Source organism: Variovorax sp. LjRoot175 (genome assembly GCF_964253805.1).
Taxonomy (GTDB): domain Bacteria; phylum Pseudomonadota; class Gammaproteobacteria; order Burkholderiales; family Burkholderiaceae_C; genus Variovorax.
Genome location: NZ_CAXURY020000001.1, coordinates 1,307,357 through 1,320,531, shown reverse-complemented (window position 1 = coordinate 1,320,531; position 13,175 = coordinate 1,307,357). Strand labels below are relative to the sequence as shown.

Sequence of the window (13,175 nt, the reverse complement as noted above, 5' to 3'; positions counted from 1 at the left end):
TACACGCTGATGCAGCGTCAATCCTAGGTTTTCTACTCATGTCGTCCTCCCCACGCCACGCGAAGGTTCTTATTCTGGGCTCCGGCCCGGCCGGTTATACCGCCGCCGTCTATGCGGCCCGCGCCAACCTCCAACCCATGTTGATCACCGGCATCGCCCAGGGCGGCCAGCTCATGACGACCACCGACGTCGACAACTGGCCGGCCGATGTGAATGGCGTACAGGGCCCTGACCTCATGCAGCGCTTCCTGGAGCACGCCGAACGCTTCAAGACGGAGATCGTGTTCGATCACATCAACAAGGTCGACCTGAGCAAGCGCCCCTTCGCCCTGACCGGCGACAGCGGCACCTACACCTGCGATGCGCTCGTGATCGCCACCGGCGCTTCGGCCAAGTACCTCGGGCTCGACTCCGAACAGCACTTCATGGGCCGCGGCGTCTCGGGCTGCGCGACCTGCGACGGCTTCTTCTACCGCGACCAGGAAGTCTGCGTGGTCGGCGGCGGCAATACCGCGGTCGAAGAGGCGCTCTATCTCTCGAACATCGCCAAGAAGGTGACGCTGGTGCATCGCCGCGACAAGTTCCGCGCCGAGCCGATCCTGATCGACAAGCTCCACGAAAAGGCCGCCGAAGGGAAGATCGAGCTCAGGGTGCACAACACGCTGGACGAGGTGCTGGGCGACGACACGGGCGTGACCGGCATCCGCCTCAAGAACACCCAGACCGGCGCGACCGAGCAGATCGATCTCAAGGGCTGCTTCATCGCCATCGGCCACCACCCGAACACCGACATCTTTCAGGGCCAGGTCGAGATGAAGGACGGCTACATCCTCACCCGCTCGGGCCTTCAGGGCTTTGCGACCATGACCAGCGTTCCGGGCGTTTTCGCGGCCGGCGACGTGCAGGACCACGTCTACCGCCAGGCCATCACCAGTGCGGGCACCGGCTGCATGGCGGCGCTCGATGCCCAGCGTTTCCTGGAGCAGGACGGCACGCTTTGAACCACTCATAGAGCGGATGAGGCTATAATCCCAGGCTTTGCCGAATTCGGCCCTTGTTCTCGAGGGCCCGGAACTCACGGCAAGCCGGGGTACCGCCACCCGTTTCTGGCGAGGTCAAGCTGCAACCCACCCCGCAATCACCTTGCGCCCGGTGCCAGCTGTTCAAGAAAGAGTGTCCACATGGCACGCGTATGCGATGTAACGGGCAAAGGCCCGATGGTCGGAAACAACGTTTCCCACGCCAACAACAAAACCAAGCGCCGGTTCCTGCCGAACCTGCAATACCGCCGTTTCTGGGTCGAGACCGAAAATCGCTGGGTGCGCCTGCGTGTTTCGAGCGCCGCTTTGCGCCTGATCGACAAGAACGGCATCGACGCCGTGCTCGCAGACCTGCGTGCACGCGGCCAAGCTTAAGGAGCTGAACCATGGCAACGAGCAAAGGCGGACGCGAAAAGATCAAGCTGGAATCCACCGCGGGTACCGGCCATTTCTACACGACCAGCAAGAACAAGAAGACGATGCCCGAAAAGATGTCGATCATGAAGTTCGACCCGAAGGCGCGCAAGCACGTCGAGTACAAGGAAATCAAGCTGAAGTAATTCGGCTGGCTTCAAACAAAAAACCCGCTGCGATCCAGCGGGTTTTTTGTTGCCCAAGAAAAAGCCGGCCCGCAGGCCGGCTTTGGATCGAGGCAAAAGGTTGCCCGTCAGGCGCGCGCCGCGCGCAGGCGGGTGGAGAACTCACGCAACCCTGCGATGCCGCTGGCTTCGGCACGGTGGCACCAGGCAGCCAGATCGGCGGCCAGTTGCTCGCGCGACTGCGAGGTGTTGAGCCACAGCTGACGAAGTTCTTCGCGCATCGTCACCATCTTGTCGAGCACCGGGTGCGCAGCACGTGCCTGCACCAGGTTTGAACGGGCTGCAGCGGGCACCTTGTCGTCGTCGCGGTGCAACCAACGCTTGGCGGCCTTCAGCACCGACAGATCGGCACCCTTGGCCTTCAGCGACGCCAGCTCTGCCTTGGTGGCACGGCGCATTTCGCGCGCATAGCCGGCCATCACTTCGTAACGATTGGCGATGACAGCCTCGAGGGTCTTCTGGTCGGCCACCGGCTGGATGTCGCCCAGCTGCATCTTCGGCGGCACCTTCTTGACCTTGGCCCAGCCGAGCTTCTGCATCAAGCGGATGTAGACCCAGCCGATGTCGAACTCGTACTTCTTGACGGAGAACTTCGCCGAGGTCGGGTACGTGTGATGGTTGTTGTGCAATTCCTCGCCACCAATGATCAGGCCCCAGGGCATGATGTTGCGGCTGGCGTCGGGCGCCTCGAAGTTGCGGTAGCCCCAGTAGTGGCCGATGCCGTTGATCACGCCGGCCGCCGTGATCGGGATCCAGAGCATCTGGACCGCCCACACGGCCATCCCGAGCGTGCCGAAGAGCGCCAGGTTGAGCACCAGCATCAGGCCCACGCCCTGCCAGCTGTAGCGCGAATAGAGGTTGCGCTCGAGCCAGTCGTCCGGCGTGCCATGGCCGTAGCGCTCCATCGTTTCCTTGTTCTTCGACTCGGCGCGATAGAGCTCGGCGCCGCGCCACAGCACTTCGTCGATGCCCCGGACCTGCGGGCTGTGCGGGTCTTCTTCGGTTTCGCACTTGGCGTGGTGCTTGCGGTGGATCGCCACCCACTCCTTGGTCACCATGCCGGTGCCCAGCCAGAGCCAGAAACGGAAGAAATGCGAAGGAATCGGGCCCAGATCCATGGCCCGGTGCGTCTGCGTGCGGTGCAGGAAGATCGTGACCGCGGCGATCGTGATGTGGGTGGTGAACAGCGTGTACAGCACGACTTGCCACCACGCGAGATCCCACAAGCCGTGTCCGAGCCATTCGATGGCCGCGCTCAGAACGGCAGAGTCAGGAAGCAACATTGAGTTCGGTACTCCATGGCCGCACGAAGGTGCAGCCTTCAGGTAACCTGTGATTTTAAGGCTTCGGCCCCGAAAAGGGGGCTAAATCCTCGATCCAGCGCAAGTTATCGCTCTTCTTTGGGTCTTCTTGCCTACTTCCGGTTCCAGACCGCGGCAAAGAAACCATCGGTGGCATGACGGTGCGGCCAGAGGCGCAGATAGCGCTTGCCGCCTTCGCCGCCGGCACCGAGGCCTTCGGCGCCCGCGACCTTCAGGCCACTCAGCACTTCCACGGCGTCCTGCGGCTCGAAATCCGGGTTGGCGGCGCCAAAGGCCTCGGCGATGGCCTCGTTTTCCTCCGGCAGCACGCTGCAGGTGGCGTAGACAAGGCGGCCGCCCGATTTCACGAGCCGCGCGGCGCTCTGAAGAATCGCCGTCTGCTTCGCTGTCAATTCCTCGACCGACTTCGGCGACTGCCGCCACTTGAGGTCCGGATTGCGCCGCAGCGTGCCCAGGCCCGAGCATGGCGCATCGACCAGCACCCGGTCGATCTTGCCGGCCAGGCGCTTGATGCGCTCGTCGCGCTCGTGGGCGATGGCGGCGGGATGCACGTTCGAGAGCTTGCTGCGCGCCAGGCGCGGCTTGAGCGCATCGAGCCGGTGCGCCGAGGTGTCGAAGGCGTAGAGCCGGCCGGTGTTGCGCATCGTGGCCCCGATGGCAAGCGTCTTGCCGCCCGCGCCGGCGCAGAAGTCCACCACCATTTCGCCGCGCTTGGCATCGAGCAGCAGCGCCAGCAGCTGCGAGCCCTCGTCCTGCACCTCGACCGCGCCGCGCGCGAAAGCATCGAGCTTCGCGAGCGCGGGCTTGCCGTCGATGCGCAGGCCCCAGGGCGAGAACGGCGTCGCGACCGCCTTGATGGCGGCCAGCGCAAGCTCTTTCTGCACATCGGGCCGCTTGTCGGTGAGCGCATTGACCCGCAGGTCGAGCGGCGCGGGCTGCTGCAGGCTTTCCACCAACGGCCAGAATCCGTCGCCCAGCTGTGCCTTGAGTGGCGCCACCAGCCATTCGGGCAGGTTGTGGCGATGGCGCTCCAGCAGGTCGTCGGGTTTGACGGCGTCGCAGTTGTCGAGCCAGCGCTTTTCGACATCGCTGAGCGCGCTCTTCAGGAAATCGCGCGGACCGTGAAATCCGAGGATGGCCATGCGCCGTTCCTTCGGCCCGCTGCCGGAGGGCGACAGATGATCGAAGAGGAGCTTCTTGCGCAACACGGTGTAGACCGTCTCGGCCAGCGTGGCGCGCTCGCGCGGTCCGAACTCGCGGTGCTCACGGAAGAAGCGGGAAACGACCTGGTCGGCAGGGTGATCGAATTTCAGGACGAGGCCGACCAGATCGGCGCAGGCCTCGAGAAGGGCTTTGGGGTGCATGCCCCATTGTCTCAGCCGGCCGTGCGCGTCCAGACCGGCCCGAAGGCCTGACGCTCGATTTCCGCGAGGGTGGGCGAATGCCCGGCCCACAGCACCAGCGCGGCGCCGGGCAGGCTCAAGGTCTGCTCGAGCTGGCGGCACAGGTTCCAGCGCTCCTCGTCGGGCAGCCCCGGCAGTTCGACGAATACGACGTAGGCGCGGCGCCATGGGAATTCGCGCAAGTTTTTGCGTACCAGCCAGGCCCGCGAGATCGGGCTGCAACGGACCAGGTCGGCTCTCAACTCGCCGAGCTCGAACTCGCTCAAGTCATGGCGCGCGATCTGGCTGAAGAAGGGCGTACTGGTGATCTCCTCCCAGGCGCGCTGCTCGGCCGCCTCGGCCGCCTTGGCCCGCTCGCGCCACAGTTTGAGCGCGGGCTCGTCGTGCGGCCCGGCATCGGGATCCTCGAGCAGCGCGACGGCGGTCTTGCCGGCCCACCAGCGGCTCGCGGTGCTCGACGCGTGGAGCCGCTCCAGCACGGCAAGGCGCGCAGCGCGATCCTTGGGCGGGAGCGTCTGCGCCAGGCCGCGCAGCGCGCCCGGGTGGTCCGCCGTGATCTGCAACGCGCGTTCGTAGCGGCCGCGCACATCGGCGACTGCATTGATACGGCGCTCGCAATCGGCCCACTCGACCATCTCGTCGGCGTTGTTGCGTCCGGCGCTGCCGGCCAGCGCGGCGACGCGTTCCCGCACGCGTGCGAGGTAGGCGTGATGCTGCTTCCAGTCGCTCGCATGCGTGCGGCGCCATTCCCCATCGAAGTACGCGATCCATTTCGCCTTGTCGGCCAGCAATTCGAGCGCCGACTTCGCCGACCAGACCGGCAGCGCGGCCTTCTCATCGAGCGCTTCGAGCCGGTCGCGCAGCACCGGATGGGTGTCGTCGACATCGCTCACACGCCGCAGCGCGCTGCGCAGCGCCTCGCGCGCCAGATCGGGAGCGACGGGCGCGCAGAGCTGGGCTTCCATCGCGGAGAAGGGCCCGGCCGGCAACGGCTCCTGGGCAGCGCGCGCCCAGTGCCCGGCCCAGAAGGCATCCGCATACCAGGTGCTCTTGACGGCGATCTCGGTCAATGCCGCACCGGCCACGCCGGGCCCGAGCAGGCGGGCCGAGACACGGTCGGCTTCGTACTCGTCCTGCCGCGCCAGCGCAAAGGTCTTGGCAGCGAAGCGCGGGAAGTACCAGCGAAAAAAGGCCTGCGAGGCCAGCGCCATCACGCCCTCGTCGTTCTGCAGGCTGGCATCGAGCTTGAGCCAGGACAAGCGCGTGCGGTAGATCCAGGCGCTCAGCTTGCCGTGGTTCCCGCGCAGGTGGCCGTACTCGTGCGCCAGCACCGACAGCAGGCGCCGCTTGTCCAGCGCCATCAGGAGCGGCAATCCGACGCTCAGGTAGTTGACCGCACCCCCGAAGAGACCGAAGCGCGGCAGCTGGCGGATGCTGGCGTTGAACTCGCTGTCGAGGTAGACGTGATGGACCGGCGGGCCATCGATCTTCTGTCGGATGCGGTCGAGTGCCTCGAAAAGCGCCGGCGCATCCTCGCGCGCAAGCTGCACGCCCTCGGGCTCGTCGAAGCGCACCCACAGCGCACGCAGCGTGGCCCACAGCAGGCCCAGCGCGAAGAGCAGAAGCCAGCCGCGCGTGAAATTGAAGCGCCCCTGCCCCATCGACGCAACGACCCAGGCGATGATGCCGACCGCGAGCGCGAGGCATGCAATCACCCACAGATAGCCCAGTGCGGCGAAAGCAGCGACGCCGCGCCGGTAGCCGTTGCTGTCGTCCGCGCTGGCATGCTCGCTCAATCGGACCAGATGAACAAAATCGGCTCGATCCATCTCGACCTTTCAATCCCTTGAGGACAATGCCCAGCGTGACCGACGACGAGCTTCCGCCCCTGATCGAAACACCGCCCGGCCGCTACCGGCATTACAAGGGCGGCGAATACGAAGTGCTCGGCACCGTGCGCCACAGCGAGACGCTGGAGCCGATGACGCTGTATCGAGCGCTCTACGGCGCGCGCGGGCTGTGGGTACGCCCGGCGGCGATGTTCGGCGAGACCGTGGAGATCGACGGCTTGCCACAGTTGCGTTTCGTCAAGCTCGGCTAGAGGAAAGCCAGAACGACCTTCAGCCGCAGCGCACCGCCGTCACGCGGTTGCGCGCATCGACGACGAGGTTGAGCCGGACCGCGTTGAATTCCATCGTGACCGCCTGGTTGGGCGTGAGGATGCGCACACTCTCAGCGCCGGCGCGGACGCGGGCCGCGGCCTCGAGCTGCGCCGAGGCGGGTTGGCCGATCGCGAACTTGGCGCCGTCGGCGTTGCATTGCGCTTGCGGCGCGGGCGCCGGGGCGGCAGCCACCGGTGCGGGCGCTGGCGCCGGAGCGGGCGCAGGTGCAGGAGTGGCGCAGCCGGACAACAGCGCGGCGGCAGCCAGCGCGGACAGCAACAGGTGACGGCTTCTCACAAACGATTCTCCGAGCGGGGAAAACCAGATTGTGTCATTTTGTTTCATCAAGCCAGTCCGCAATGGCTTGCGGGTAAACCCTATGTTCCTGCGCCAGCACACGGGCTGAAAGCGTCTCGGGCGTGTCGTCCGGCAGGACCGGTACCACCGCCTGCGCGAGGATCGGCCCATGGTCGAGCTCGACCGTCACCTGGTGCACCGTCACGCCTGCCACCCGGCAGCCCGCCTCGATCGCGCGGCGGTGAGTATGCAGCCCCGGAAAGGCCGGCAGCAGCGAAGGATGGATGTTGATCAGCCGCCCTTCATAGCGGGCCACGAAGCCCGGCGTGAGGATGCGCATGAATCCCGCAAGCACCACCAGCGCCGGCGCATGCGCATCGACGGCATCGGCCAACGCCGCATCGAAGGCCTCGCGGGTGGCGAAGTCCTGGTGCGGGATCACCGCGGTCGCGATGCCTTGCGCCTGCGCCAAAGCGAGACCCGGCGCCCCCGCCTTGTTGCTGATGACCGCTGCGACGCGCGCACCGAAGCGCTGCGCCCAGCGCTCACGCGCGGCGGCACGCACGATGGCCGCCATGTTGGAGCCGCTGCCGGAGATCAGGATCACGATGTTCTTCATGGGAGGCGGGATTATCTGTGCTCGTTTCCACCGATCCCATTTGTCGCGGCGCGGACACCGCGAACTAGCACGACCGTGCTAAAACCAATCGGTCCGACGGACGCGCCGCCTCCGCGGCGCTCGATCAACACAGCGAGGCAAGCATGGATTTGAGCTTCACGCCCGAAGAACAGAAGTTCCGCGAAGAGATTCGCGCCTGGGTCAAAGACAACCTTCCCCAAGACATCTCCCACAAGGTGCACAACGCACTGGAACTCACGCGCGAAGACTTGCAGCGCTGGGCCAAGATCCTCGGCAAGAAGGGCTGGCTGGGCTACGGCTGGCCGACCGAATTCGGCGGCCCCGGCTGGAGCGCGATCCAGAAGCACCTGTTCGAGGAAGAAACCGCGCTGGCCGGCGCGCCGCGCATCGTCCCCTTCGGTCCAGTCATGGTGGCGCCGGTGATCCAGGCCTTCGGCAATGCCGAGCAGCAGAAGCGCTTCCTGCCCGGCATCGCGAGCGGCGAGGTCTGGTGGAGCCAGGGCTACAGCGAGCCCGGCTCGGGTTCCGACCTCGCTTCGGTGAAGACCAAGGCCGAACGAAAGGGTGACAAGTACATCGTCAACGGCCAGAAAACCTGGACCACGCTCGGCCAGTACGGCGAATGGATCTTCTGCCTGGTGCGTACCAGCAACGAGGGCAAGCCGCAGACCGGCATCAGCTTCCTGCTGATCGACATGAAGTCACCCGGCGTCACGGTGCGACCGATCAAGCTGCTCGACGGCAGCCATGAGGTCAACGAAGTCTGGTTCGACAACGTCGAAGTGCCGGCCGAGAACCTGATCGGCGAAGAAAACAAGGGCTGGACCTACGCCAAGCATCTGCTCTCGCACGAACGCACCAACATCGCCGATGCGAACCGCGCCAAGCGCGAGCTGGAGCGCCTGAAGCGCATTGCCAAACGCGAGGGCGTTTGGGAAGACCAGCGCTTCCGCGACGAGATCGCCAAGCTCGAGGTCGACGTGATCGCTTTGGAGATGCTGGTGCTGCGCGTGCTCTCGGCCGCCACCTCGGGCAAGAACTCGCTCGACATCGCGGGCCTGCTCAAGATCAAGGGCAGCGAGATCCAGCAGCGCTATTCCGAACTCATGATGCTGGCGGCCGGCCCCTTCGCGCTGCCGCTGATCCGCGAAGCCATGGCAGCCGGCTGGCAAGGCGACTTCCCCGGCGGCCACGCCGAAGTGGCGCCGCTCGCGACGACCTACTTCAACATGCGCAAGACCACCATCTACGGCGGCAGCAACGAGGTGCAACGCAACATCGTCGCCCAGACCGTTCTGGGCTGAACGCAGGCATCAAGGATCAAGACAATGGACTTCAATTTCAGCGATGACCAGCAACAGCTTCGCGACGCCGTCGCCAAGTGGGTCGAAAAAGGCTACGGCTTCGAGCGCCGCCGCGGCATCGAGGCCGCCGGCGGCTTCTCGCGCGAAGCCTGGGACGAGCTGGCCGAACTGGGCCTGTGCGGTCTCTACATTCCCGAAGACGAGGGCGGCCTCGGCATGGGGCCGGTCGAGGGCATGGTCGTGATGGAGGAGCTGGGGCGCGGCATCGTGCTGGAGCCGCTCGCCCAGTCCTTCATCGCCGGTGCCGTGCTCGCAGCGCATGCCGACGAGGACACCAAGGACAGCTGGCTGCCGCGCATCGCAGGCGGACAGGCCCTGGTCGTGCTCGCACACCAGGAACGCAAGGCGCGCTATCGACTCGACGTCTGCGAGGCCAGCGCGGTCAAGGACGGCGATGGCTATCGCCTGAACGGCAGCAAGAGCGTGGTGCCGGCCGGCGACGAGGCCGATGCCTTCATCGTCCCCGCGCAGTTGGACGGCAGGATCGCGCTCTTTCTCGTCCCGCGTTCCGAAGACGGCGTGGCCGCACGCGGCTACGGCACGCAGGACGGCAGCCGCGCCGCCGAAGTCGCGTTCGACAAGGCCGCCGCTACCCTCATCACGAAGGATGGCCTGCCCGCACTCGAACACGCGGTCGACATCGGCATCGCCGCGGCCTGCGCCGAAGCCGTTGGCGTAATGGACAAGACGCTCGCCCTCACGGTCGAGTACATGAACACGCGCAAGCAATTCGGCGTGGCGATCGCGAGCTTCCAGGCCCTGCGCCACCGCGTGGCCGACATGAAGATGCAGCTCGAACTCGCGCGCTCCATGAGCTACTACGCAACCCTGAAACTCAACGCACCGGCCGCCGAGCGCCGCCAGGGCGCCGCGCGCGCCAAGTACCAGCTGGGCGTGTCGATGCGCTTCATCAGCCAGCAGTCGGTGCAACTGCACGGCGGCATCGGCGTGACCGACGAGTACATCGGGAGCCACTACTTCAGGAAGCTGACGCAGCTGGAGATGAGCTTCGGCGATACGCTGCACCACCTGGGCGAGGTATCGTCGCGCATGCAGGACACAGCCGGCGTCTTCGCCTGACACACGGAACTGCTATCTTTTCCCGATAGCACCGCGCCCGCCAGCCCTGCGCTCGCGGGCGCTTTTTTGTATTGGAGCCTGCCCATGCACACTCGCCGTCATCTGATCGCCCTCTGCCTCGCCACGACCATGCTCGCCGCCTGCAACACCGCGCCTCTTTCCAGCGAGCGGCCGCCGATCGTGTTCATGCACGGCAACGGCGACTCCGCCGCACTGTGGCAGACGACGCTGTGGCGCTTCGAATCGAACGGCTGGCCGCGCGAACGGCTCTTCACGGTCGACCAGCCCTTTCCGCTGGCGCGCGACGACGATGCGGTGGCGCAGCCGGGGCGCAGTTCGACCGCCGAGTCGATGGCCTTCCTGAAAGCGGAGGTCGAGCGCGTGCTGAAGACCACGGGCGCCAGCAAGGTCGTCCTGATCGGCAACTCGCGCGGCGGCAACACGATCCGCAACTACGTGCAGAACGGCGGTGGCGACCAGGTCGTGAGCCACGTGGTACTGGGCGGCAACCCGGCGCACGGCATCTGGGCCGTCAAGGGGCTGCGCGAGGGCAACGAGTTCTCCGGCCTGAGCCCCTTCATGCAGCGGCTCAACGCACCGAAGAACGGGGCCGGCGACGAGGTCACGCCGGGCGTGAAGTGGCTGACCGTGCGCTCCGACAACAACGACAAGTACGCACAGCCCGACGGCGTGTGGATCGGCGCCAAGGGCACGCCCACGAACATCGGCTTCGACGGTCCGGCGCTCAAAGGCGCGACCAACGTGGCGCTTCCGCGCGTCGACCATCGCGAAACTTCGTTCTCGCCGGCCGCCTTCGATGCGGGCTGGCGCTTCCTGACCGGCGAGGCCCCGCGCACGCTGCAACCGGTGGCCGAATCGACGATCACGCTGTCGGGCAAGGTCACGGGCCTGGGGCTCGATCCGCTCCATCCCGCGAGCGGCACCTTCGTCAACAACCTGCCGCTCGCCGGCGCCCGGCTCGCGGTCTTCGCGGTCGATACCGCGACCGGCGCACGCCGCGGCGCAGCCGCGTGGGAACAGACCATCGCGCAGGACGGCCGCTGGGGCCCCTTCAACGCGCAACCGGCCACGGCCTACGAATTCGTGCTGAGCGCACCGGGCTATGCCACCACGCACATCTATCGCAGTCCCTTCCCGCGTTCGAGCACCGTGGTGCAGTTGCGGCCCGAGCGCATCGCCGAAGCCGATCGCGACGCCAAGACGCTGGTCGTCTTCACGCGGCCGCGCGGCTATTTCGATGCCCAGCGCGACGCCATGCGCTTCGACGGCCAGGCCACGCTGCCTGGTGTGCCGCCGCAGGGCGCGGGCGTGTCGAGCTCGAAGCTCAAGCTTTCAAGTGATGCGCTGCGCAGCGTCGTGGCCGAGTTCAATGGCGAACGCGTGGCCGGCCAGAGCTGGCCGGCGGCACAGGGCGATGTCAGCGTGCTCGAGCTGACCTACTAGCGGATCGAGATCGGCCCGGCGCTAGCCGTGCAGCCGCGAGCTGTGCGGCAAGTGCGCCATCAGGAACTCCATCTGGTCGGCCAGGATGCGGCGGTTGCGCAGGATGAAGTCTTCCCACAGGCTGGGCACGTAAGGCGCGTAGAGCAGCGGCATGTTGGCCTGCTCGGGCGTGCGGCTGCTCTTGCGGTGGTTGCAGGGCTTGCAGGCCGTGACCACGTTCATCCAGGTGTCGATGCCGTTCTGCGCGAACGGGATGATGTGCTCGCGCGTGAGTTCTTCCTCGTGGAAGTGGCCGCCGCAATAGGCGCAGACGTTGCGGTCGCGTGCGAACAGCTTGCTGTTGGTGAGGCCGGGGCGCTGCGTGAAGGGGTTGATGCGCGGCACGCCCTTGGTGCCGATGATGCTGTTGACCGCGATCTGCGACTGCTCGCCCGTGATCGCGTTGTGGCCCCCGCGGAACAGCGCGACCTGCGCGCCGACTTCCCAGCGCACTTCGTCCGCCGCGTAGTGGATCACCGCCTGTTCGAGCGAAATCCACGATTGGGGCAGCCCTTGGGCCGACAACTTCAAGACCTTCACCACACGCCTCCTCGACAAAAGAAGAACCACGGAAAGACCAGGCCATCACGCCTGCCGGAGGGCTTGCGGATGACGCACTGCGTCACAATATACCGGCTTTGTGACAAAAAGCCCCGAATGGGCCCATTCGGCGGGCGCAAAGCGCTATCAAAAAGATATCAACCGATGCAGGTTTTCCGGGGTTTCAGGCATCCGGGTGTGGCTCCGGCCTGCGCCCTGACCATTGGCAATTTCGACGGCGTGCACCGTGGCCACCAGGCCATGCTGGGGCTGCTCAACACCGAGGCGCGCCTGCGCGGGCTGCCCAGCTGCGTGCTGACCTTCGAGCCGCATCCGCGCGACTACTTCGCCGCCGTCAACAAGCGACCCGAACTGGCGCCGGCGCGCATCGGCACGCTGCGCGACAAGCTCAGCGAGCTGGCGGCCAGCGGCGTGGCACAGACCATCGTGCTGCCTTTCGATGCCCGCCTCGCCTCGCAGACCCCCGACGAATTCATCCAGCACGTGCTGATCGAGGGCTTGGGCGCGCGCTACGTGCTGGTCGGCGACGACTTCCGTTTCGGCGCCAAGCGCGCCGGCGACTACGCGATGCTCGACCAAGCCGGCGACCGGCATGGCTTCGACGTGGCGCGGATGATGAGCTACGAAGTGCACGGCCTGCGCGTCTCGAGCTCCGCCGTGCGCGAGGCGCTGGCCGAAGGCCGGATGGGTGACGTGCAGGCCCTGCTCGGCCGGCCCTATGCGATCTCCGGCCATGTGGTGCACGGCCGCAAGCTCGGCCGCGCTCTGGGCGCCTCGGAGCCCGGCCGCGACGACGGCTTCCGCACCCTCAACCTGCGCTTCAAGCACTGGAAGCCGGCCGCCAGCGGCATCTTCGCGGTGCTGGTGCACGGTCTCGGCAATGCACCACTGCATGGCGTCGCCAACCTCGGCGTGCGTCCCTCGCTCGACGCCAATGATGTCAACGCCGGCCGGGTGCTCTTGGAGACCCATTGCCTCGATTGGCCGGCCCACCTCGGCGCGGAAGGGGCCTACGGTAAAATCGTGCGCGTGGAACTGCTGCACAAACTGCACGACGAATTGCGCTACACCAGCCTCGAGGCCCTCACGGCGGGCATCGCGAAGGATGGCCGCGACGCACGTGCGTTCTTTGCTTCCACCCACGCCGAAACCCATCGCCAGACCACGCGCGACCGAATTTAGCCCTGCACGCACCGTGCTGCCG

14 protein-coding genes are annotated in these 13,175 nt (G+C 66.3%); 8 read left to right on the top strand and 6 right to left on the bottom strand.

The genetic code is table 11. The features are described 5' to 3' along the window. Positions 1-38 precede the first annotated feature (38 nt). From trxB to rpmG, 3 genes are all read left to right on the top strand, one after another. On the top strand, positions 39-1,001 hold the full coding sequence (gene trxB, locus ACSQ89_RS06640; protein ID WP_436293846.1) for a thioredoxin-disulfide reductase: 963 nt from the start codon (positions 39-41) through the stop codon (positions 999-1,001). A 180-nt stretch (positions 1,002-1,181) separates the two neighbouring features. Beyond that, positions 1,182-1,415 carry a 50S ribosomal protein L28 gene (gene rpmB, locus ACSQ89_RS06635; protein ID WP_007830293.1) on the top strand — a complete coding sequence of 78 codons (234 nt, stop codon included), beginning with the start codon at positions 1,182-1,184 and terminating at the stop codon, positions 1,413-1,415. 11 nt (positions 1,416-1,426) lie between these two features. After that, on the top strand, positions 1,427-1,600 hold the full coding sequence (gene rpmG / locus ACSQ89_RS06630; protein ID WP_007830291.1) for a 50S ribosomal protein L33: 174 nt from the start codon (positions 1,427-1,429) through the stop codon (positions 1,598-1,600). 107 nt (positions 1,601-1,707) lie between these two features. Here rpmG and ACSQ89_RS06625 read toward each other — a convergent pair whose 3' ends face one another. The 3 genes from ACSQ89_RS06625 to ACSQ89_RS06615 all read right to left on the bottom strand — a co-directional run bounded on the left by ACSQ89_RS06625 (position 1,708) and on the right by ACSQ89_RS06615 (position 6,193). Beyond that, entirely contained in the window at positions 1,708-2,922 is a 1,215-nt protein-coding gene (locus ACSQ89_RS06625; RefSeq protein WP_093108933.1) for a DesA family fatty acid desaturase, read from the bottom strand. Positions 2,923-3,053: 131 nt separating this feature from the next. Then, positions 3,054-4,325, bottom strand: coding sequence for an RsmB/NOP family class I SAM-dependent RNA methyltransferase (locus tag ACSQ89_RS06620; protein ID WP_436293847.1), 1,272 nt, complete (start codon positions 4,323-4,325; stop codon positions 3,054-3,056). An 11-nt stretch (positions 4,326-4,336) separates the two neighbouring features. Continuing rightward, positions 4,337-6,193 carry a M48 family metalloprotease gene (locus ACSQ89_RS06615; RefSeq protein WP_436293848.1) on the bottom strand — a complete coding sequence of 619 codons (1,857 nt, stop codon included), beginning with the start codon at positions 6,191-6,193 and terminating at the stop codon, positions 4,337-4,339. Between the two features lie 35 nt (positions 6,194-6,228). Between ACSQ89_RS06615 and ACSQ89_RS06610 the strand changes: the two genes are divergently transcribed. Beyond that, on the top strand, positions 6,229-6,465 hold the full coding sequence (locus ACSQ89_RS06610) for a DUF1653 domain-containing protein (protein WP_436293849.1): 237 nt from the start codon (positions 6,229-6,231) through the stop codon (positions 6,463-6,465). Positions 6,466-6,484: 19 nt separating this feature from the next. Here ACSQ89_RS06610 and ACSQ89_RS06605 read toward each other — a convergent pair whose 3' ends face one another. After that, a complete protein-coding gene (locus ACSQ89_RS06605) occupies positions 6,485-6,823 on the bottom strand; it encodes an I78 family peptidase inhibitor (RefSeq protein ID WP_170855666.1) in 339 nt (112 codons plus the stop codon). 34 nt (positions 6,824-6,857) lie between these two features. Next, positions 6,858-7,442, bottom strand: coding sequence for a phosphoribosylglycinamide formyltransferase (purN, locus tag ACSQ89_RS06600; RefSeq protein ID WP_436293850.1), 585 nt, complete (start codon positions 7,440-7,442; stop codon positions 6,858-6,860). Positions 7,443-7,585: 143 nt separating this feature from the next. On the opposite strand from purN, the gene ACSQ89_RS06595 reads away from it, so the two are divergent. From ACSQ89_RS06595 to ACSQ89_RS06585, 3 genes are all read left to right on the top strand, one after another. Then, positions 7,586-8,767 (top strand): acyl-CoA dehydrogenase family protein, encoded by a 1,182-nt coding sequence (locus ACSQ89_RS06595; protein ID WP_093108938.1) that lies wholly within the window; start codon positions 7,586-7,588, stop codon positions 8,765-8,767. A gap of 24 nt (positions 8,768-8,791) precedes the next feature. Then, the gene (locus ACSQ89_RS06590; protein WP_436293851.1) at positions 8,792-9,907 is read left to right on the top strand and encodes an acyl-CoA dehydrogenase family protein; all 1,116 of its coding nucleotides are present in this window, start codon (positions 8,792-8,794) and stop codon (positions 9,905-9,907) included. Between the two features lie 84 nt (positions 9,908-9,991). Then, on the top strand, positions 9,992-11,371 hold the full coding sequence (locus ACSQ89_RS06585; protein WP_436293852.1) for an alpha/beta fold hydrolase: 1,380 nt from the start codon (positions 9,992-9,994) through the stop codon (positions 11,369-11,371). A 21-nt stretch (positions 11,372-11,392) separates the two neighbouring features. Here ACSQ89_RS06585 and ACSQ89_RS06580 read toward each other — a convergent pair whose 3' ends face one another. After that, positions 11,393-11,950 (bottom strand): HNH endonuclease, encoded by a 558-nt coding sequence (locus ACSQ89_RS06580; RefSeq protein ID WP_093108941.1) that lies wholly within the window; start codon positions 11,948-11,950, stop codon positions 11,393-11,395. 165 nt (positions 11,951-12,115) lie between these two features. Here ACSQ89_RS06580 and ACSQ89_RS06575 point away from each other — a divergent pair, with 165 nt between their 5' ends. Beyond that, the gene (locus ACSQ89_RS06575; RefSeq protein ID WP_436293853.1) at positions 12,116-13,153 is read left to right on the top strand and encodes a bifunctional riboflavin kinase/FAD synthetase; all 1,038 of its coding nucleotides are present in this window, start codon (positions 12,116-12,118) and stop codon (positions 13,151-13,153) included. Positions 13,154-13,175 lie beyond the last annotated feature (22 nt).